The 21,863-nt window shown below is 32.1% G+C and carries 24 protein-coding genes; 17 read left to right on the top strand and 7 right to left on the bottom strand.

Annotated elements, in window-relative coordinates:
* Positions 1-3: 3 nt before the first annotated feature.
* On the bottom strand, positions 4-780 hold the full coding sequence (locus FJR47_RS02750; RefSeq protein WP_152298948.1) for a hypothetical protein: 777 nt from the start codon (positions 778-780) through the stop codon (positions 4-6).
* Positions 781-901: 121 nt separating this feature from the next.
* Entirely contained in the window at positions 902-2,473 is a 1,572-nt protein-coding gene (locus FJR47_RS02745) for a hypothetical protein (protein ID WP_152298947.1), read from the bottom strand.
* A gap of 125 nt (positions 2,474-2,598) precedes the next feature.
* Here FJR47_RS02745 and FJR47_RS02740 point away from each other — a divergent pair, with 125 nt between their 5' ends.
* The 6 genes from FJR47_RS02740 to FJR47_RS02715 all read left to right on the top strand — a co-directional run bounded on the left by FJR47_RS02740 (position 2,599) and on the right by FJR47_RS02715 (position 8,987).
* Positions 2,599-2,850: a hypothetical protein gene (locus FJR47_RS02740; RefSeq protein WP_152298946.1), complete on the top strand. Its 252-nt coding sequence runs from the start codon at positions 2,599-2,601 to the stop codon at positions 2,848-2,850.
* An 80-nt stretch (positions 2,851-2,930) separates the two neighbouring features.
* Positions 2,931-3,173, top strand: a complete 243-nt coding sequence (locus FJR47_RS02735) for a hypothetical protein (protein WP_152298945.1) — start codon at positions 2,931-2,933, stop codon at positions 3,171-3,173.
* Positions 3,174-3,413: a hypothetical protein gene (locus tag FJR47_RS02730; protein ID WP_152298944.1), complete on the top strand. Its 240-nt coding sequence runs from the start codon at positions 3,174-3,176 to the stop codon at positions 3,411-3,413. It abuts the gene before it with no gap.
* A 2-nt stretch (positions 3,414-3,415) separates the two neighbouring features.
* Positions 3,416-4,294 (top strand): hypothetical protein, encoded by an 879-nt coding sequence (locus FJR47_RS02725; RefSeq protein WP_152298943.1) that lies wholly within the window; start codon positions 3,416-3,418, stop codon positions 4,292-4,294.
* Positions 4,295-4,358: 64 nt separating this feature from the next.
* A complete protein-coding gene (locus tag FJR47_RS02720; protein WP_152298942.1) occupies positions 4,359-4,832 on the top strand; it encodes a hypothetical protein in 474 nt (157 codons plus the stop codon).
* Between the two features lie 114 nt (positions 4,833-4,946).
* A complete protein-coding gene (locus tag FJR47_RS02715; RefSeq protein WP_152298941.1) occupies positions 4,947-8,987 on the top strand; it encodes an ATP-dependent helicase in 4,041 nt (1,346 codons plus the stop codon).
* Between the two features lie 208 nt (positions 8,988-9,195).
* Here FJR47_RS02715 and FJR47_RS09700 read toward each other — a convergent pair whose 3' ends face one another.
* Positions 9,196-9,339, bottom strand: a complete 144-nt coding sequence (locus tag FJR47_RS09700) for a hypothetical protein (RefSeq protein ID WP_188093740.1) — start codon at positions 9,337-9,339, stop codon at positions 9,196-9,198.
* A 38-nt stretch (positions 9,340-9,377) separates the two neighbouring features.
* On the bottom strand, positions 9,378-9,695 hold the full coding sequence (locus FJR47_RS02710) for a hypothetical protein (protein ID WP_152298940.1): 318 nt from the start codon (positions 9,693-9,695) through the stop codon (positions 9,378-9,380).
* Between the two features lie 418 nt (positions 9,696-10,113).
* Between FJR47_RS02710 and FJR47_RS02705 the strand changes: the two genes are divergently transcribed.
* From FJR47_RS02705 to FJR47_RS02655, 11 genes are all read left to right on the top strand, one after another.
* Positions 10,114-10,644, top strand: a complete 531-nt coding sequence (locus FJR47_RS02705; RefSeq protein WP_152298939.1) for an antirestriction protein ArdA — start codon at positions 10,114-10,116, stop codon at positions 10,642-10,644.
* Positions 10,645-10,753: 109 nt separating this feature from the next.
* Positions 10,754-11,032 (top strand): hypothetical protein, encoded by a 279-nt coding sequence (locus FJR47_RS02700; RefSeq protein ID WP_152298938.1) that lies wholly within the window; start codon positions 10,754-10,756, stop codon positions 11,030-11,032.
* A 12-nt stretch (positions 11,033-11,044) separates the two neighbouring features.
* A complete protein-coding gene (locus FJR47_RS02695) occupies positions 11,045-11,473 on the top strand; it encodes a hypothetical protein (RefSeq protein ID WP_152298937.1) in 429 nt (142 codons plus the stop codon).
* 34 nt (positions 11,474-11,507) lie between these two features.
* Positions 11,508-11,843: a hypothetical protein gene (locus FJR47_RS02690; protein WP_152298936.1), complete on the top strand. Its 336-nt coding sequence runs from the start codon at positions 11,508-11,510 to the stop codon at positions 11,841-11,843.
* A 3-nt stretch (positions 11,844-11,846) separates the two neighbouring features.
* A complete protein-coding gene (locus FJR47_RS02685; RefSeq protein ID WP_152298935.1) occupies positions 11,847-12,503 on the top strand; it encodes a zinc ribbon domain-containing protein in 657 nt (218 codons plus the stop codon).
* A 12-nt stretch (positions 12,504-12,515) separates the two neighbouring features.
* On the top strand, positions 12,516-13,862 hold the full coding sequence (locus FJR47_RS02680; RefSeq protein ID WP_152298934.1) for a J domain-containing protein: 1,347 nt from the start codon (positions 12,516-12,518) through the stop codon (positions 13,860-13,862).
* Between the two features lie 89 nt (positions 13,863-13,951).
* Positions 13,952-14,155, top strand: a complete 204-nt coding sequence (locus FJR47_RS02675) for a hypothetical protein (protein ID WP_152298933.1) — start codon at positions 13,952-13,954, stop codon at positions 14,153-14,155.
* Positions 14,155-14,628 carry a J domain-containing protein gene (locus FJR47_RS02670; RefSeq protein ID WP_152298932.1) on the top strand — a complete coding sequence of 158 codons (474 nt, stop codon included), beginning with the start codon at positions 14,155-14,157 and terminating at the stop codon, positions 14,626-14,628. The genes FJR47_RS02675 and FJR47_RS02670 overlap by 1 nt, the downstream gene beginning before the upstream one ends.
* Positions 14,629-14,646: 18 nt before the next feature.
* Positions 14,647-15,639 (top strand): hypothetical protein, encoded by a 993-nt coding sequence (locus FJR47_RS02665; protein ID WP_152298931.1) that lies wholly within the window; start codon positions 14,647-14,649, stop codon positions 15,637-15,639.
* Between the two features lie 21 nt (positions 15,640-15,660).
* On the top strand, positions 15,661-17,061 hold the full coding sequence (locus tag FJR47_RS02660; protein WP_188093739.1) for a S1C family serine protease: 1,401 nt from the start codon (positions 15,661-15,663) through the stop codon (positions 17,059-17,061).
* A gap of 241 nt (positions 17,062-17,302) precedes the next feature.
* A complete protein-coding gene (locus FJR47_RS02655; protein ID WP_152298929.1) occupies positions 17,303-19,027 on the top strand; it encodes a reverse transcriptase domain-containing protein in 1,725 nt (574 codons plus the stop codon).
* 20 nt (positions 19,028-19,047) lie between these two features.
* Here FJR47_RS02655 and FJR47_RS02650 read toward each other — a convergent pair whose 3' ends face one another.
* The 3 genes from FJR47_RS02650 to FJR47_RS02640 all read right to left on the bottom strand — a co-directional run bounded on the left by FJR47_RS02650 (position 19,048) and on the right by FJR47_RS02640 (position 21,848).
* Entirely contained in the window at positions 19,048-20,445 is a 1,398-nt protein-coding gene (locus FJR47_RS02650) for a tyrosine-type recombinase/integrase (RefSeq protein ID WP_152298928.1), read from the bottom strand.
* A gap of 322 nt (positions 20,446-20,767) precedes the next feature.
* Positions 20,768-21,385 (bottom strand): arylesterase, encoded by a 618-nt coding sequence (locus tag FJR47_RS02645; protein ID WP_152298927.1) that lies wholly within the window; start codon positions 21,383-21,385, stop codon positions 20,768-20,770.
* 19 nt (positions 21,386-21,404) lie between these two features.
* Positions 21,405-21,848 (bottom strand): hypothetical protein, encoded by a 444-nt coding sequence (locus FJR47_RS02640; protein ID WP_152298926.1) that lies wholly within the window; start codon positions 21,846-21,848, stop codon positions 21,405-21,407.
* Positions 21,849-21,863: the final 15 nt, after the last annotated feature.

The following is a 21,863-nucleotide window of genomic DNA, read 5'->3' as shown; positions in this document are numbered from 1 at the left end:
AACTTAATCATCTTCACATTTTTCTCTTGTAACTAATTCTATACCAACAGAACACTTTAAACTGTTTTCTTTCCAAAAACTCATTATTAAATCCATTTCTTTTTCAGAAAGTATATGACGTGTTAAAAAAGTATAATTGAACTTCATTGTTCTATATTTTTCTCCAGTTACTTTGTTTGTTTTTTTATTAGAAATATATCCATCAATATATTTTTTTAGGTATATATTTTCAACTTTCCTAAAAGAATATGGAACCAATCTCTCATCTATTGATTTATCTACAAAGTCATAAAATTTTGTACTTCCATACTTACTTGCGTTATCATATATGAACTCTTTGGTTTCATCAATAAATATTGTCGTGTTAATATCTACATCAACTTGATATCTAAATTGAATTGTATTTTCATGTAAAACTACGGTGTTATTTGCTACATCAGTAATCACTATTGAGTACCTTTGCCCTCGTTCAAAACCAGTATCGTTTATAGAGACACTAAACCACTTTATTATGTCTTCTATCTCAGGTTTAGAAATTTCACTATTGCCATTCATAAAAAATTCATATTGTACATTTCTATATGGATGTGTCGTTTTATATTTATTCGTTATTTTTTTAGATATGTTGGTGTAGTTTACTTCACTGCAAGTAAAAGATGTTTCTGTATTCACAAGTGTTAATTGATTGTTTTCTATAGACCATTTAACATCTTTAAGGGTAGAACAGTCACCATACATTAGAGATTTTAACACTTCAACATTTACTTTGTATTGTGGCATTTTCTTTCCTGTAGTTTTTTGTACTTTATTAAATATTTTTTAAAATAATGCCTAAATTATAGCGCTCTTGGCTTCTTTATGCTACAAACGAAGATTTTATTATCAAAATTTATCCAACTTGTTACGAATACAATAAAGTTTTATAATCAAAATCCTGCAGTGCTCTTATAAACGGATAGTGCTCAATTGTATCCTGCAGCAAAAGATACTCTGATTTTTTCTCCGATATAAAATTGGTTGATAGCTCTAATTTTGTATCATCATCCTTAGCATGGATTTTTTTAAGCAGCTCCTGTTTTAGAGATTGCACAAATTTACATTTCATATTGAGCTTGCCTGTTTCTAAAAAGACTTTATTCTCTATCAAAAAATCGTATTCTTGCACTAGCTCTTGGGCAATAGAGCTGATTTTATAATATTCGTTCTTTTCAAGAGTATTTGAAAGAATACCGTCAAGTAATTTAGCGTATAAATCTTCCCACTCCTTTTCAATGGTCGTAAGTGGCTCTTTTTTCTGGGGAGATTCATCTGTAGTTTCATCTTCGCCCACAAACTCTTTGATATATTGATTGAGCTCTGCAATATATTCAACTGCATCTTCATAGTTCCAGCTCTTCGTTTCATCGTCCAAAAACTCATAATCATAAGAATCAAGTCCTTCATACTTAAAATAGTGCTGCTTTAAAATCTTTATGGAGTCTTGATATCGGTCATCCTCGATGCTCTCATTTATATCAATCCCAAAAATCCTTGATATGGTAGATATCAAATCTTCTTCAACGTTTTCAGTGTTGATTTGATTATGTGTCATCAACCTATCTCTGAGAGCATTTAAAATATGCCTATCTAATAGCCACTGCCTTTTTAAGATGAAGTTGACTCTACTTTGCATTCTATCAAGTGGAGATATATACTGTATCGGTATCACTTCTTTTTTATATTTGTCATCAGTCGGCACTTTGTAAAAACCGATTTCATTGTATTTCACTCTTCTAAGAAGCTGCGTATATATTTTTTTTGCCAAAGTGGCATACGATTTTGAATTTACATAGAGTCTCTTTATTCTATCAGATGCACTCTCATGGCTAGAAATTGGAAGCTTATAAGCTTTTGGAGTGTTATGCTCAGTGATTTCATTGTAGTGAGCCAGAGCAGCTTCAATTTTTTTTATCTTCTCCTCAACATCATAGCCATTAAAAAAATAGGTTATCCACTCGTTTGTATCATCACTGTATTTATATGTATATTCTTCAATGATATCTTGTAGGGCGGTATTATAATTTACTTTTCGGCTAATACTGATTAAGTTGTTTATCTCGTTCATGACAAATGTATAGTCTGAAAGTCTTGTATCAGATACGATTTTAGAGTAAATCATACCGCTACCACTTTTAAACTCGCCAAGTTTATATGGACTATCTTCATAAGAGATATTTATCGGGTCTACAGTTGAAAACAGTTTATATTGGAAATCAAAATCTTTTAAAGAACATTGCACTGGTTCATCAAGCCAATAAAGAGATTTTAACTTATTCAGAGGCGAGTAAAAAGTGATTTCATTTAGACTTTCAAGATTTGTATTCTCAATAAAAGCTTCATTATTATTCTTAGTGAATAAATCTAACGAACGCAAAAAGCTTCTTTTATCCCTTACTGTAGTCTTTTTATAAACTATATTTCTCTTTTTTCTCATATATCCGCATTCAAATTAATTTAGAAATTTTAACATAAATTTTACAAACTATGTACACTGGTAAACAGAAAAAAAATTAAGTGGGAATAATGTTGTCCAGAAAAAGAGAATGAGAGGTTTTAAAAATGACAGTTCAAAACATCAACTTAAACACAGCAATTTATGAAGACTTAAAAAACAGATATCAAAAAACTACCCTTAATAAAAAAGAGTTAGCGCATGAGCTTGGTGTATCTGTTTCAGCAGTAAACAACTACATCGTAAAAGGTTATGGCGTGCCTCAATATAAAAAGCTTGGCGATGCTAAGAATGCAAAAGTTGTTTTCCCATTACCTTGCGTTGCAGACTACTTATCAAACGTGATTTTAGTCGCCTAGATATTTTATTGAGCACTCATAGGGAGTGTTCATAGAGTGTCTTGAACAGACTTATCAAAACAACAAAAAAGGACTTAAAAATGAAAGAAATCACTGTAGTAACATCAGAAGTAGTTTTATCCGAGATGCACTTTGTTTATAAAGTTAAAGTGGATGAAAAAGAATTTGAAAATGTATTGGCTGAATTTCATTCTCTATCAAACGACCATAATGAAATATATGAATCTCTTGACAAATATCAATTTGAACAAGTCGATAACTATATTAAAAGCTATTTAGATTATGAGCCTGATACAGAAATTTATAATGTGGAGGCTAACTAAATGAAAGAAATTACAGTAACAATATCAGAACTAAACTTATTTGAGATGCATTACATTCATAAAATACAAATAGAAGATGATGATTTTGAAAATGTATTAGCTGAATTTAACTCTTTATCAAATGACGAAGATGTGATATATGAAATACTTAATAAATACAACTCCGAAGAAATTGGTAGTAGAGTTAGAGAGAATTTAACTACTCACCCTGAAACAATACTTTACAGTGTGGAGGGTTAATAATGAGCACTTTTATAAACACAGCTCCATATCATACGCAAAATCAGATAAATTATGGACTTACAAGAAAAGCCAAAAAAATAAAAAAACAAGTTGCCAAGCAAAAGCTTAAAAAAACGGCACTAGAAATTTTATGCAAATACAAAAACATAGTTGAAGATATGAATGAAAAATCATTAACTATAGTTGTTGAAAGCTTATCGGATTCGATACATCATTATGGTCTGAAAATTCAAATGACTGGTGGGCTCTTTAACGTTATAGAAAGTGCCTTAAATACCAAAAAAGTTTCATCGATGAGATACCGTGAATTAGAAGGTATACAGCGTATTTTTGCATACAACTTTATTCTTGTTAATATGTATTTGAGCTATCAAGACTATTACTCTTTTGATAGTGTTGTAAGAGAATTGATTCCTATGTATGCTCTAACAGAATATATATTTGAGATGTTTCAAAAAAAGATAGATGTGTTGAATAAGACTAAAAGCACTACTAAGTTCGAAAATAAAATCTTTAAGATGCTTGCATATTTACATAAAGTTGGAGCTATTGAGATAAGTGCAAATGAGAGCGTTGATGGTGCTGAATTGTTAGCAGAAAAGCTACGCTCTGGTATCTCAGGCTATACAACAAAAAAAAGTGCAAAAAATAAAACGCAAAATCATACTGTTGAAAATGATAAAGAGATAAATATATTCGATAATCTCATCAATAACGCATATAAAGTGCACTATAAATCTGGCAAAAATGGCAAACATAGTTCTCATAAATCTCCAGTAATACATAAACGTAAAGATTTCTGGAGAACAACAAAAAATGGATTGAGAGTTCATGTTCGTGAAACTATGGTAGGTCTTAAACAGAAAAAAGCTGCATAGCTAAGCAATCAAAAGTTAACAAACTTTTATAATCAAACAATACACCAAAACAAAGGACGCGCTTATGAGCACACAAAAAATATATGACATAGTAGAGAGTATGGTCGCAGAGACTGAATTTGAAGGTATCGCTGGAGATGAGTATATCTTACTTATTAGTGAAGAGATAGAAGATGAACTTGATAATGAAGAGAGTTCAACTTTCGAGATAAAACAGATGGCGAGAGAAAAAATCAATGACATCCACGAATACATCACAGAAAAATATGATGTAACGGAAGATGAGTTGGAGAAATTTTTAATCGTAGCTGATGAACTTGGTTATGAGTTGAAATATATTCTAGAACACAAAGATGAAATGGGCATTTATCATATGGATTTGGATGAGTTTGTTGAAATGTCAATAACAGAATGGCAAATCCTTGGCGAAGTGAGTGAAGAAGCACTTCCTTACATTGATTATGAAGATGTATGGAATTCATTATTGCAATACGATTATGCAGAAACTAGTATGGGATATGTATTTACCGCTATCTAATAAAAAAAGATAGCAGTTTAGAGCCCTAATTTTAGGGTTTTTAACTTCTATTTATGAATTTTAAAAAAAGTCAAAAATGACTTTATAATCTATAGGAAACATAGGGAGATATTTTTGAAAGGATTGAACGACAGACAGATACAAGCAGTTGAAGCAATTGGCAACACTATTGTTATCAGCGGTGCTGGAGCTGGTAAGACAACTGTATTTGTCGAGAGGCTGCAAAAACTTTTACGCGCCAACTATCCTGATAAAATCTTAGCCCTTACCTTCACTCAAAAAGCGGCAAACGAGTTCAACCACAGATTAAACACGCGTGAAGAGATGAAATATCTTGGCACATTCCACGCAGTATTTTTCAAGCTGCTGCAAAGCATGACCCAGTTCGAGCAAAGCAAATACAGTTATCTCTCATCGATGCAGATATACGATGAATACAGATACAACTACTACCTTGAGCACAATTTTCACAGCGAGCTATTTGACACAAAACAGTTCAAAGTAAAAATAGAATCCCCTTTAAAGCTAAGTGAGTTCATCAGCAAAAACATAGAGCTCGCTCTAGAGTGTGAGAACATTGAGATGTTTTTTGAAAAATTAAACGTGCTGCTTAAAGAGAAGCTACACTATAAGTCTAATATCAACATCATCCAAGCATTCTTTGAGCAAAAAAGAGCAAATGGAGTTTTAAACTTTGATGATATCTTGATAGAAACTTATTTTTTTATCAAAGAGGATGAGTTCAACAGAACAACGCTGCAAAAGAAGTTCAATCACATCTTGGTAGATGAGTTTCAAGATACCAATAGCATTGTTTTAGAGATATTGCAGATGATACAGACCAATAATCTCTTTATGGTTGGAGACCCCTATCAAAGCATTTATAGCTTTCAAGGTGCAAATTTCAAAAAGACCATTGAGCTGATAGAAGCAACACCTATCATCCAGCTTAATACAAACTACCGCTCAAGTAAAAACATCGTTAATTTTTCCAACGCATTTATTGATACGTCACTAACTGAAAAGTTAGAGGACATCCAACCAGTAACGGCTACAGATGAGAAGCCAAACTCAGATATCAAAGTGCTTGAAAATATCTCTGATTTTACCTTGCCAGAGCTGATTCACAAAAGCAATGATGAGTTGAATGATATCTGTATCTTGGCACGAAACAACTATCATATTCAAGAGATAAAAGATATTTTAGAGAAGTGGCAAGTGCCATACCAAAAAAGAAACTATCAAGAGCTGGAATATATCCTATATGCCATGTTGCTGATGATAAAAAACAATTACGTCGCTGATGATATCTACTTTGAACGGTTTGAAATAGATGAGTGGCGAAAAATAATTGATGCGGCTCAGGCTCATAGTATCGTAGATACAGTTGCCGCTATTACACAGATATTTCACTCTAACAACATCACGAACTATCTTATCAACAGAGGCTATGAAGAGTTAGAGGAGCGACTCCATATCTGGCAAGATAAGATATACAAGATATTTTCTCAAGAAAATACAGAGTTATTTTTAAAAAATGTGCAAACGCGGCTCAATCATTGGCTCCAAGAGCAAAACTATATCACACAAGATGGTGTGCAAATCATGAGTATCCATAAATCCAAAGGCTTGGAGTTTAACACCGTCATACTATACAACTTTGAAGATGGAGTTTTTCCAAGAAACCTAGATGATGAAGAGGAGAAGCGACTTTATTATGTAGCTATCACGCGAGCAAAAGAGAACCTTATCATCACAAGCAAAAAAGAGATTAACACCTACACAAAAAATCTGCTTCATAAGCCATATATGCAGCATCAAGTTGTATCTAACCCCAATAAACAGACACTTGAATTTGAGAACTCATTTTACGATGATATAGACTTTACAGGGAGCGATAGAGTAGCATTCATAGAAATTGATGAAGTAACATATACACAAAAATATCAAGACTCCAATGCCAAAGCACTTATCAACAATTTTATTAAAGAGACCAATAAACAGCTGCAAACCAAAAAGATAAAAGATATCAATGCACTAAGCACAGATGATATTGAGTTTATGCTGCTTTTACTTGAGGAGTTTAAAACCATCAACGAAATTTACAACATCCCTTTAAAAGTTGCCATCAATGCAATTGATACTACAAGAGAACTGTTTTTAAACGATGAGCGTATCAACTATGACTATCTCAACAACACCTTTACAGATGCTATCCACCATCTTATCAATTATACTAACTGGGCTGATATTGATGTAGAGAGTGATGATGTCTTGTGGATGAAACGCTTCAAAAAGATAGTTGTAAATGCAGTATCTAAAAAATATACCGACATTACGAAAGAAAAATCCAAAAAAGCTCTTGAGATACGACAAGCTAAAATCGATAAAAAGCTAAAAAACTCTCATATCTACGAGTATGAAGAGTTTGTAGCAAGTATGAAGAACGATTACTTCATAAAAAGTGACAAGGAAAAAAGATATTTTACCAATACGGTTCTAGGGATGTATGACACATTAAATGAGCAGCCTATGGTGGATTTATCAGATGAAAAATATCAGACACTTCTTCGTGATACGATAATAGATTTTGGCTATGACCAACTAAATGGTTACCAATACCAGCAAGAGATGCTTATGGGTAACTTCATCAACAACCGAAAAAAGCTCTTAGCAACAAAGAGATGGTCAAAGATAAAATATATTGAGCACAAAAACCAAGACAAACGAGCTTCCTTTATTACCTTTACGCTGCCAAGTGAGTGGCATCGCTGGAAAACAAAAGCTAAATCTCTAACAGAGGAACGCAAATATGGAGACAAGGCAATCCTAGAAGATAATCCAAACTTTCAAATGTGCGGACATAATCTAGAAGAGCATATCATCAACTCTGCTAAAAAAATAAATGAGGTATGGACATATTTTTACCACATCCTAAAAACAAGTATCAGCAACTATCAAAAGAGATATCCAGAGTTTACAAACGCTGATGTTGCATATTTTAGGCAGCTTGAGCCTCATAAAAATATGACGAGCCATATTCATATACTGATATTTGTAGATGATGAGATAGATTATTTAGTAAGGGATGCTTACAGAAAAACCATTATCAACTTCAATCTCAATCCAAAGTTCAATGATTTTCAAAAGATACTAAAAGTTGAGGATGTCAAGAGTATAGACTTTAATAAGCTGCTTTTAGAGAAGCTGGAGTTAATTCAAGAAATTAGAAATTTAGAAGATAATTTTGCAAGTGAGTTAGTTATCAAAAAAGCGCAAAAGAGACTTACAAAAATTGATAAGATACTCTTTAACAAAGTAGCTTCTCCAGCCTCATATATCGCCAAATATACTATGAAAAACGCTTTTGCAGATAATGATGACGATAAAGATATCCTATTTTTCAACGCATGGGAATCTATGCTTGGCTCTGAAGTGAAAATCACAGGCATATCAAACTATGAGCACACGACACAATTGCACTTAGATAAGATGTATAAATGGTATCAAGAGAACGCGCCACATGTTTTAAGTGCTATGAAACGCACAAATAAACCGCTTTACTACTGGTTGGAGAAAGAGGAGCTAAACGGCAATTTTAGGTTTGAGTATGAAAGACGTGTCAAAGAAGGATTTAAAAACGCAGAATTTTTAAAAGATGTAAACAGTCTTTTCTTGGATACCCGTAACGATAACGTAACAGATGATGTAGTCTGGGAGCATGCTGCCAATGAAGTGCTGCATGATAGTAAAGATTACACCCATATTAGGACCGACAAAAAAATCATCGGCTTTTACGTGAGCAAAACACTTATCGATAAGCATTTAGACAGCAGGTGTGTTTTACGACATAATATTTCCAAACGAAGAGCGGACTATCCACATCACAGCTTTTTACCAACAGAGGATATGATTGATACAATATACACCCAAGCAAACGCCAACCTAGAGATTCTAGATGGTAAGTTGTATCAGAAGCTTTATGTTGAAGATATGTATATCAAGGGATATATCAGTGAAGATGAGATTATGAGCTATGTAGATTTTATGATTGATGAAGCCTATCTGCAAAAAATAAAAAACTATCCGAATTACAAAGACAATGTTCAAAAAGAGATGCAGCTCTCCTTTCTTGAACCACTACTAGTCGCTTAACTTCTCAAAACTCTTTTCACTTTTAACACTTTAGGACAGTTCTGTCTTTAGGGAGATAGCAGTTTAAAAAAATGCAAAAATCATCTAAAGAGGCTTGAAAAATCTTAAACTGCTTTAGAAAAACGAACCTAAAAATATCTCTCAAACACCTATATAGCAGTCTAAAAGGTGCTTTGAACTGCTATGGGTTATAAGGGTTGGTTAATAGTTATTCAAGCGACTCACCAACCCACATCAGCCATTTATCATAAAATCTAAACATTGTTTGAACCATTAGTGATGAGAGGGATTGGCTATTTGCTTCGCAAAGCCAACCCTCCACACATACATTCCACTCCAAACAAGTTTGCAAAGATTTTATTTAGGCTTATGGGGATGGTTAACACAACCCTACTTAGCAAAGTCATTATTCTCTTGAGCCTTTTTTTCCAGCTGTGCATTTAGCTCTGAAAGATAGTGGTGCAGATTTTTATCTTGCGTATCCATATATAATTTTAGTATTCCGTTTAGAACAGGCGCGTGTTGAGAATATGTCTTATGAAGATATTGCTGCCGTCTTCTTATCTTAAAATCGCTAAAGTCTACAAGTGGCACTTCTTCTTGATTTTTATGATTGTTTTTTAGCACGCTGTAGTCGTTAAACATATTGATAAATTTGCCCTCCAGCTCTTCTCGTGAAAGCTCTTTGATGATTGATTCTATACCCATTTTAAACACCTCTTTTATAAAGATTATAAATGGTATTTGGCTTTTTTATATATTTGGATGCCAAGCTGAAATCTTGCCATAGTGTTCATAGAGCCAAGGTCTCTCCTCATGCTCAAGTTGTAGTCGTTCCCACTCCTTATTATCTACTAGGTATATCTCAACAGATGAGATTTTTATTGATGATACGTTTCTTTACATAACTTAAAACCCTTTTGAGACGCAAGAATCCTTACAAATGAAGCTCTAAAATAATGTGAAACAAGTTCCAGATTATTTTAAACCTTATTTATTCTTGGTCTGTGTTCAAAAGGGCATTTAAGCCCAAAAGAACATTGAGGTCTTGAAGCTTTTTAGCTTCGCTTGCGTTTCGACTTTTAGTCGCCAAATATTTTTCAAAACATTTGATAAAAGGATTACCATGAGAGTATATATAACAGATTTAGAGGCTTACAATAACGGACACTTAGTTGGAGCTTGGCATACACTGCCAATGAGTTCGGATGAACTGGCTGAGGCGATAGAGAATGAGCTTTATAAGGGCAGACAAATATGCGGCTCAGACCATCATCACGAAGAGTATTTTATAACCGATTATGAATGCGACTATATGCAAATAGATGAATATGCAGATTTAGAAAAATTAAACATCATCGCTGAAGATATGGACAGACTGGATGAGCATGAAAGAACGGCTGTAAAACTAATGCTTGAAAATTATGTTGTTAGCGATATAGAAGAAGCAATAGAGCACATAGATGATATGCTTTGCACTGGAGAGAGTAAAATGGAAGATGTTGCCTATAATTACATAGAGGAAACTGGAGCTTTAAGAAATATGCCCGAAAATCTACAGTTTTATTTTGATTATGAAGCTCTTGGAAGAGATATGGAAATTAATGGGAGCTTTTACACTGATGAAAACGGCATTATTTGGGAATATATGAGATAAGTTCGCATATTTTATGTGAACTGCTCTGAAATTCGAATAATTACTACACATATTATTGTAATTTTGCTAAACTTGTTGCAATACTTTATAACATTAAAGGTTTTTAAAGATGGTATCTAGGATTTTATTTAGCTTATTATTAGTTTTCGGTCAATTAGGTGCAGATTGTGTTTACGGTGCAAAAGATAAAACAAATTTTGTAGTGTTGGATAGCAACTCTATAGTTTTAAAAGGTGGTTACGGCTCAGATATTTTAATTAAAACTTATTGCTATATTTATTCTAGTTCTGATGTGCAAATCTTAAAAGATGATTTTTGCGATTATGAAAGTGCAATAATGTATATTGATGGAGAAGTATGTGATGCTAATCAAGTTAAAAAAATATAGTAAGGTGGAATTATGAAAAAATTAATTTTGTTGTTGAGTTTAATCTCTTTAATTCATGCAGCTGAACAAAATACGGAAGCATCATTTGATATTAACAAAGATTGGATTTACAATGGCTGTAGAGATGTTTTAGCTAATAAATGGACGGATAATCGAAATTATATACTTGGATTAGCTGTATCACAAAAAGATGCAACACTAGATATGTTAACTTTAATGTCAATGAGAGTTGTGAATGGTGTTGATATGAATAAGGTTTGTAAATGGTATTTCAACATGACTGAGAATAGTGAATTTTCATCTAAATATCTACAATCGGCAGAAGACTCTAGACGTACTTTTCAAGATATTGTTTCTAGAAGTGTAATTCAAGATAACGGCGAAGAATATGAAACATTTTCCGCGAATTTGGAAAAAATAAGAAAATTGTTTAAAAAATAATTTTTCAAATAATTCAAAATCATAAAGGAACATTATGAACAAGTCAATAATATTTATCACACTGACATTAATTTGCTCTTTGAGTGCTAGGGAATATGTTGCACCACCAACAAGCAGCACTAGAGGCAGTGTTCCAGTTATATCAGATGAAGCAATGGAAAAATGTGTAAAGATTTACAATGAAGCTGAATGGTTGGGCGAAAAACTAAACAATACTTATGTAAATCAATACGATAGTGCTGCTGTTAACAATTACAATCAAAAAGTTAATGAACATAGCCGCATGATTAACTATTTCAACCAAAATTGCGCTGGTAAGCAATCGTATTCAGCATGGAAAGCAACTCAAAAACTCAATGGACAACGATAATCTATGGAGAGGATTATTGAGTGTCCAAATTGTGGTCAAAAAAATAGAATAAATGATGAAAACATAAAAGAAGCCAAGTGTGGCAAGTGTTGGAAAATTATCTATAAAAATCCAAAAGAAATAGAAAAAGAAAAAAAAGCTGAAAATCCTACAAGTTATGCTTGGATTTTTTGGTTAGTAGCGATTGCAGGTTTTATATTTTTTATTAGTTCACAAGATAGTTCTTCAGGTAAAAAAACAACAAAATCAGAGCCTACTTTTAGCCATCCAGAACAAATTCTTCCATATAACGGAGAGATTCAAACTTTTACATATGAAAATAGAGTCGCACCGTTAAAAATCAATACTTCTCATGGCTCAAATTACGTTGTTAAATTAAAAGATTATTATACAAAGAAAGCAGTAATGACTATCTTCATTCGTGGTGGAAATACTCTAGAAACAAAAGTACCTTTAGGAACTTATGAAATCACATATGCTTCTGGAGATAAATGGTATGGATATAATTATCTATTTGGACCTGATACAGGATATAGCAAAGCAGATGAGATGTTTTCATTTAGAGATACAGGCTATCAAATCAATGGATATACCATCACATTATACAGAGTTAGTAATGGTAACTTAAGGACAACCAATATAAATAAATCTGACTTTTAGATAGGAACAACAATGTTTGAAAACTTTTTAGGAAAAGCTGCTGAAGCTGTTGGTAAAGGAGCAGAAGCTCTTGGTAAGGGTGCGGAAGCATTACAAAAAGGTGCTGCGGCAGTAAAAAAAGCACAAGAAAATGCAAATATCATATCTGAGGAACATCCTCTTTCTACTGCTGGTCTTGAGGTATATCCAAACAGGTTCAAATACAAAAAACAAACTTATTCTTTTGCAGATGTTACACATATTAAAATTTATTGGAAATCTACAACTACAAATGGTGTCATAAATACACAGCAAGTTGATGTTAGCATTGTCGTAAGTGGCGATAAGCTCATAGAAGTAAGCAAGCAAACAATGTATGTAGCTCCTAAACTTGTTAAAGCATATAATTATATTGCTCAAAAAACATTTGATTACAGATTAAAATATTTTACAGACTTTATGGAAAAAAATGGTTATTTCATTTTAAGGGATTGTAAATATTTCTATAAAGTTGATGGTTTCTTTGGCAAAAAACAAAAAGAACTATCTGGAAAAGCCAAGGTATATACAGATGGCAGAGTGTCTTTTGAAGATAAAAAAATGTCATTATTTGATGCTACTTTATCTAGGGGAATGATTAACATTAAAGTTAATGCTGATGAATCCTTCACTGCATTCATTGATTACAACGATGATGTTATATCAGCATTGGTAAACTTTATCCTACAAAACCCTCAAGACCCTGATGACTACATTAACAACTACAAGCATTATAAAGAAACAAAACGAAATGCAAATATATTTTTAGACAATTCGTTGTCGCTCATGGCTAAATTAGCGTATGCAGATGGAGTTGTAAGTCCAGAAGAAGTAGAAGTAGTTAAAGAGTTTTTATCAAAAACTATGAAGTTGGAGAATCAAGCAAAAACTGAAATGCTTAATACCTTTAATCAAGCAAAATATTCGCCAAAACCTTTTGAATACTATGCAAATATCTTATTGAACAATTTTGATACGAATTTATTAAGTGCAGTATTGGATGTTTTATTCTTAATCGCTATTGCCGATGGCACAATTAGCGCAGAGGAAGAATTACTACTACTGGAAGCTGAAACAATTTTTGGTATTAAGGGCTCAATGTATAATGAGTTCAAACACCAATCTCACAAACAAAACAAAACTAAAAAAGAACATTATTTAGATGTATTAGGACTTGATGCAAATGCGACACAAGATGAAATAAAGAAAACATATAGAAGACTGGCAATGAAATTTCATCCTGATAGGATGAGGCATTTAGGAGAAGAATTTATTCACGAAGCAGAAGCTAAAATGAAAGAAATCAATGCAGCATATGAGTATTTGAAAAATTTGAAATAGCAATTTATATAATTAAAATTTATGAAATAATATGTATTTAAGTAGCTTGTGGGTAGCATATTTGAATCATTTATAAATAAGGAAAAATAATGAAAAGGTTTCTATTAAAATCACTATTGATTATAATCACATTTTTTGTGGGAATGACAATATTTTCAATCATGAGAGTGAGTGGTCAATTCGGTGTTTTACCAATGTGGATTGTAGCAGCTGGGATGTTTGCTGCTATTGGAGCTATTTGGAAATATCAACCTAAAAGCAGTAAAGAAATTAGTCTCGATAAAGATGATTAATGATTGATTATTATGCTATATTAAATATAGAGCATAACGCCACAAAAAAAGAAATCAAAGCTGCATTTAAAAAAGAAGCATTGAAATGGCATCCAGATAGAAATAGCTCTCCTGAAGCGACGGCTAGAATGCAGCTTATCAATGAAGCATATTTAATTCTCAAAGATGATGAAGCCAGATTGAGATATGACAAACAATATCAAAAATTTAAACAGGCTACTGGACAAGAGCAGACGGTTTCAGAAAGCTATACGAGAGAACAAACTAATTGGGAAAGCTACTCAATTGATGATGATATACTCAACAATTGGATAAAAAAGGCAAAACAGCAGGCAAAAGAAATGGTTATGATGTCTGTTGAAGATTTAGTTGGAATGTCTAAAGCTGCTACAAATGCAGCTTGGGAAAAAACAAAAGTTATGATACTGGTAGTAATTATTGGAAATATAATTCTATATGCAATCTATAACTGAAAATCAACCTTTTAAAATATGAAATTTTATTTATTACTCCTTATTATTTTTTTGAATGTTCAAGCTACAGCAATAGATATAAACAAACAACTGTTTATGGATATTACGAAAACCTACGGGTACTATATAGGTCAATCATATACTTTAAACAAGATAAAAAATAAATATCCACATTTAAAAAATCAAGTTTTTCTGGCTGAACATGAATTTAAAATAAGTTTTGATAGTTCTTTAAAGAATATTGACAACATTATGTCTAAAAAAATCAAGTCAAGTTGGAATGATTTAAAAAGTAATATACACAATCAAATACCAAAACAACTTGATTTAGGTAATCTGTCTGAAACTGAAGCGCTGCAATTTTTAGAAGAAGTTAAATTAAGAGCAAGGGGAAGCATTGATTCTCCTATCATAGAAACACTTTTGATGTTTAATCCCTCATATCAAAAATATAAATTATCTGAACTACAAGATGGCTTTTATCTGAAATTCATTAGTAATGGAAATGGGAAAGCAAAAGGTGTCAAATTTTCGATAAAAGTTCCTAAAAGTTGGAAAGCACAGGAAGCCAACAGACCAAATATTGTCCAAAAATTTACTGCCAACAACGGTTATATGATTGATGGAAAATCTTTTATAACATCTAATATTATGGTAAAAAATATCCCTGATGGATTTACAGCTCAAGACTTCAATAAAGATGTTATAAATGAGATGTGTCAAGAAATACCAGATGGAGCTATATTAAGAAGTTGCGAACCTATAACCTTAGAAGATAGTCATGGGATTATGCAAAGAATGAAAATAACATTGCAAAGGTTGGATTTTAAATCTGATATGGAAATGGTTCAATATATGATTTTTTTTCAAAACAAAGCAATAGCAATTCAAGGGATGGTTGGAACTTATGAAAATAAACTTTCAGACAAAGAGCTTCTTCAACTTTTTTCTGATTACAAGCCAATTTTTGTCTACATTGCCAACAGTTTAGTGCTCCAAGACAAATACTAAAATTAAGACAAAGGAATTTTTTTGAAAAAATTATTTTTACTACTAATATCTACAACTTTTTTAGTAGCTTCAAGCTTACCAATAGAATCTATTGTAAAGATACACACATCAACGTCAACAGCAGATTACAAATACCCTTGGCAAACGAGCAAGATTTTTAGGTATGTAGGTTCAGGCGCGATTATTGATGGAAATAGAATATTAACATCTGCGCATGTTGTAAGTGGTGCAAAATTTTTAGAAGTTCAAAAAGAAAACGACCCTAAAAAATATATTGCTAATGTTAAGTATATCTCTCATCAGGCAGACTTAGCGATAGTTGAAGTGCAAGATGCAGGCTTTTTTAAAGGAACAAAACCATTAAAACTAAATGAAAATGTAAAACCTAGAGATGAGATAACCGTATTAGGGTATCCACTTGGAGGACAATCCATTTCAACCACAACTGGTGTAATCTCAAGAATTGAATATACAAGTTATGTTTGGAGCGCAGAACAGCTATTGGCAATACAAGTTGATGCAGCAATCAACAGTGGGAACAGTGGTGGTCCAGCAATTGACAAAAATGGGGATATTGTTGGTATTTCTATGATGAGCTTAAAAAATGCAAGTAATATCTCATATATAGTCCCATCAGTCATTATCAATACATTTTTAACAGATGTTGAAGATGGAAAAGTAGATGGCTTTGGAGAAGATGGTTTATCTGTCAATTTCATTAGAAATGATAGTGTTAAAGAGTATTTTGGATTACAAGATGGTAGCGGAATACTAATCACAAAAGTTGATTATGGTGTCAAAGATTTTAAAGAGAATGACATACTTTTAGAAATTGACGGCAAAGCAGTTGCAAATGATGGAACAATAGAATCTCAGTTTGGAAGAGTAAACGCTTCACTCTTGATGCACAAAAAGCAAATTGGCGATACTCTAAATATCAAAGTTCTAAGAGATAAGAAGATTGTATCCTTTACTCATACTATTGAAAGACTATCTCCGCTTATTGTATACGAGTTTGAAAAAGAACCAAGGTATTGTATATTTGGCGGATTGGCGTTTACTCCACTTACAAAAAATTATATATCTGCTATATCAGACAAAGCAAGCGGTATTAATATGCTTTTTTATAAAAAAGGGAAAACAGAAGATTTTGATGAACCTGTTGTTTGGATGCAAACGATTTTTCCTCATAATGTAAACCGAGGATACTGGTCAGGTGCTTTTGTGGTTGAAACTGTAAACGGTGTGAAAGTGAAAAACTTCAAACACTTTATCCAACTCATTGATAATTTAGATACTCAGTTTGTAGTTATAGAGACAATGGAAAACCAAAAAATCATTCTTAATGTTAAAGAAGCAAGAGAAAGCTATAATGACTTAAAAAGAATTTACTATCTAAATAGTGATAGGAGAGTTGATTAAATTATAGAGCTATTTGATAAGTTGACAGTTTATAATCAATATTGAAAATATGATATTATTTATGTAGTAATCATGTGATATACTTATGGAAACCTTATTTATTTAACTTTTCGTTGTTGTTCCTGCAACGAGTAGAAAATGAATACAGTTCATTCTTCTTAAAATAATTCTTTTCAATGTTTGCGAGATTATCGATGATAATTGTTCGTTTAAGATTAAGTGAAAATAATAAGGTTTTTTAATGCATAAAATAGAAGAGTTTTATCATTCCCACAAGAAAATATTTGAATATGCTCTATATCAAATTAGAACTAAAGGCTACTCCGAAAAAATTATAACTAAAAAAAATGGAGGACAGAGGAAATTAAATATTCCCCCTACATTTGCAAAAGTTGTTCAAAAAAAACTGAATACTCTTTTACAAGATATTTATATTCCACCAAAGCCAGTGCATGGATTTATAAAATCATATAAATTTGATACAAAGAATATTGTTAGTAATGCCTTGAAACATACTAAAAAAAGTATTGTAATCAATGTTGATATTGAGAATTTTTTTAACACAGTCAATTTTGGTCGTGTAAGAGGTTTATTCATATCTAAACCTTTTGAAATAGATAAGGACATTGCAACGAGACTCGCTCAACTTACAGTATTTAATAATGAGTTACCACAGGGAGCACCAACATCACCCATAATAACTAACTTGATTTGTAAAAAAATGGATTTCCAACTACTTAAAGTTGCAAAAGAAAATTCACTAGTATTTTCCAGATATGCAGATGATATTACCTTTTCCACCAATAAACAAAATATAAACATAGAAAATATTATCTCAGATATTGAACAAGTAATAGTTGATAATGGCTTTAAAATAAATACATCAAAAACAAGAGTTCAGCTCCAAAACCAAACTCAAACTGTTACTGGACTAAAGGTTAATCAAAAGGTAAATTTAGATAGAAAATATATACGACAAATACGTAGTATGCTTTTTTCATGGTATACAGATGGTTTGAAAGAAGCTGCTGAAAAGCATTTTGAAAAATTCAACAAACAACCTGATAAGTATTTAACTGATTTAGAGTCAAGCTTTAAAAACATTTTGATAGGAAAGATAAATTTTCTAGGACAAGTTAAGGGCAGAGACAATTTCCTTTACATTAAATACAGGCATACTTTCTATCTTCTTGATAGTAACTTTAGTTTATCCAAAAAACTAAATGAATTCGAAAAGTTGGATTTAAACCATCTAAACCAAAGGTGTGTCACTACAATATTCACTCAAATATATAGTTCTATACTAGTTTTTACAGAAGGTATTACAGATATTATGTATATGAAAAAAGCTCTAAAATATTTTCAAGAAAAAGGGAAATACGAGGGATTACATTTAAGATACTGTAATCTAGAATCATGGTCAAATGTATCTAATATACACAAAGTTTTCTATGAAAATCAAAAAGATTTAAGCATAATAAATATGAGAAAGTGCATTCTCCCTTATGTTAAGGATGACTTGAAGTTTTGTTTTATTCTCGATGCAGATGACAGGAATATAAAGCAATATTTTGAACGCTATAAACATACCAACTATTTTTTAATTGACGATGATAGAAGTGGTTATATTGAAAAATTATTTGAACAAGGTATTGTTATAGACAAAATCAAAAAACTTGGTTATACAATAGATACCACAAAAGAAGGGCTTCAAAAAAGTACAATTAAAGCTTTAAAAGAATATGTATCTAGTGAACTTGTAACAGAAGAAGCAATACACTCTATACCTAGCACTTCATATATAGCCTACAAAGATAAAATTATAAAAAAAACAGATTTAGCAAACTTCATAACAAAAGATGACAGCGTAACCTATGATGATTTTGAAAGTATATTCGTTTACCTTGATAGCATGAAACACAACAAAGACTATGTGAAACCTTTATGTTGCAATTCATTGTATTGAGATAGTTGTTAGATTTAGTTTTAGAACTTCTCAAATAAAGCACTCACTTTTTGATGCCTAGCTTCTGGCATAAGATGAGCATACCTTTCAGTCATTTTGGTTGTTTTGTGTCCAAGCTCGTCACGTATCTCAAGTAATGTGAAATTGCCGCTCATAGCCATCCACGAGGCATGTGTATGTCTTAGGCTATGAACAGTTAAACGTTTTTTTGTTTGTTTTTCAAGTAATTCTCTATCGGTATCAGAAAGTTCAAGCATAATCCCATCTTTTGTTCTTTGCACGGTAATCACATTTTCTGGAAAAAGTTTATCTACTGTTCTTTGCCAACTATCTGGCATCTGCAAAATTTGTGTTCCCCTAGGAGTTGTAAATACTAAAGAACCTCTTTTAGGCAGTTCTTTAATGATACTTTCTAATTGAGGACTCATTGAAACGTGTCTTTCGTTACCTTCTTTTGTAGATTTAAAGTAGAAAGTTTTTTCTTTTATATTGATATCATCCCAAGTCAGAGTTGCAACTTCTGAAAATCTAGCACCAGTATGAAGTAGAGCTATTGTAAGCTGATACGTCAGTGAAGAAGAAAGTTTATATTTTTCTAACTCTTTGAGTAAAGTTTCCATCTGCTCATATGTAAAAAAAGCTGTATTTTCATTATTTAGTTTTTTGATTTTAACTTTACCGTTAGCTACTGGATTAACATATCTTTGCACCTCTTTATCTTTGGAATGTGCAATCGCATAATTGATAATTTGTCGTGCGACAGCCAAGATATATTGAACTGTTCGTTTTGAATGTGTTTTTAGTTTTTCGTTTTTCAAGTCATTGAAATCTGCTTGAGTTAAGCTGACAAGCTCAGTATTATGAAACTTCGCAAGATGATTAGTATAAATCTCTTCGTCTTTTTTCCAAGTTTTTTTCTCATTCTTGGTATGTTTTATATATTCATTAAAGGCATCTTGCAATGTATAATATTTTTTCTTTTTTCTCTTTATAGGAACTGGTTCGCCTGTTTTAAGATTATTGACCGTTTCAATATATTTTTGATGAGCATAAGCGACTCTGACATTTTGAGAATGTTTCCCTACAACTGTTTCAACTGTTTTGGTTTTAGCAGGATTTTGTTCATCTTGAACTTTATAAGTGATGTAGTATGTTTTGTCATCTTTGCCGTTCGTTGTGCAGTGTCTCCAAAATACACCAGTTTTACTTGTGGCATATCTTTCACGAGGGCGTAATTTTTTTATCCATTTTTCACACATCTCTTCTTCAGTAATACCTTCAGATTTTTTGCCGATGATTTTTTCTTTATCCTCTTTAGAGTTCTTTTGAGGTTTAAGAATATAATATATAATATCTCCATCATCAGTATCTCTAAAAAAGAGGTCTTTACACGATGTCTTTTTATGTTCAACAGCCATTTTATTTCCAGTGAATAATTTGTTTCCAATTTATTTCCAACTTACTAGAGGAAAAGTTTATAAAACTTTGGTAATCAGATGAAATAATTATAGCATGATTTTTACTCATATAATGGTAGTAGAAGGGATTTATAGAAAAGTTTGTAAAAGTTTAGAAGACTTAAGAATATGAAAAAATCTACAACTTAGTGACTGTTAATCACTTGGTCACTGGTTCGAATCCAGTATCCGGAGCCACCTCTTTTTAAACCCCACAAATACGAACTTTCAGAAGATTTATTTTTTAACTGTGCCCAAAGCGTGTCAGTTGTAAATAGAAAATCTACTCAACTGTTTTCAAATATTTCACAACTGCATCTACAATGATCTTGTATCCTTTTGCATTCGGATGAATATAGTCGATCTTAAGCTCGTTATTTGATAACACTTTTGAGAGAACATCCTCTTCAAAAAAGACCTCTGTCTCTTTAGCGACCTCAGCGTAGATGGAGTGTGTACTAAATCCCAGCAGACCGAAATTTGGAACTCCAACAAGCAGAACCTCAGCTCCGCTCGCCTTTATGATCTCCACCATCTTGGTAAGGTTTGTTTTTAACTTCTCATCTGAACGCTTCCGGATAATATCATTTCCGCCATGGCAGAGTATGACTAAATCTGGTTTTTGTTCCAAAAGCTTAGGAAGCCTCTCTAATCCTTCAGATGATTCCTCGCCTGAGACGCCGCCGTTTATGACACGGATACCTGTTCTTTTTTGAAGCTGTGCGGGGTAGCTATCTTCTTCTGCAACACCGAAGCCGTAGGTGATACTGTCGCCAAAGGCGAGTATCGTAGCATCACTGTGCAGTTTTATGTGCAAAGAGTTAGAATCTCTCTCTTTTGTCATAATTGTAAATAGCATAATTGCGCCAAGCAGAACAGTTATAACTTTGATCTTGCTCATTTAACTGTGCGCAAAATAGTTACGCGCTAAACATCATTTTTGCAAGTACAATGATAAAAAATCCTAAAAATAAAACAACTTTATGAAAATGCTCTTGCATAAAAAGAGACTTTTTGCGCTTTGTTATTTTAGTAAAAATATTAAAAAGTACTCCTAAAACAATTATCGACGCCAAAGTTATTTTAATAACAAGCATTTTTTGCAAATCAGTTTCAAAAAAACCTGCATTTGTATTGATGTATTTTGACATCATAACACCTCCTGTTAAAACTATAAATAGAAGTGAAATAGGAAAAATTTTAAAACTTTTTGCTCCCAATATTTGATTTATTTTTTCATCTGTATCTTTACCAAACCTATTTTTAAGTGCCGAAATCATTATAAAATCGGTAAAAACATACCCTAAAAACATAATCGCTAAAATCAAATGTATGATATGTGCGTATGGATAAATTGCATCCATCTCAACTCCTCTGTA

The organism is Sulfurimonas xiamenensis, from assembly GCF_009258045.1.
GTDB lineage: Bacteria > Campylobacterota > Campylobacteria > Campylobacterales > Sulfurimonadaceae > Sulfurimonas > Sulfurimonas xiamenensis.
This window is presented reverse-complemented; position numbering and strand designations above follow the sequence as displayed.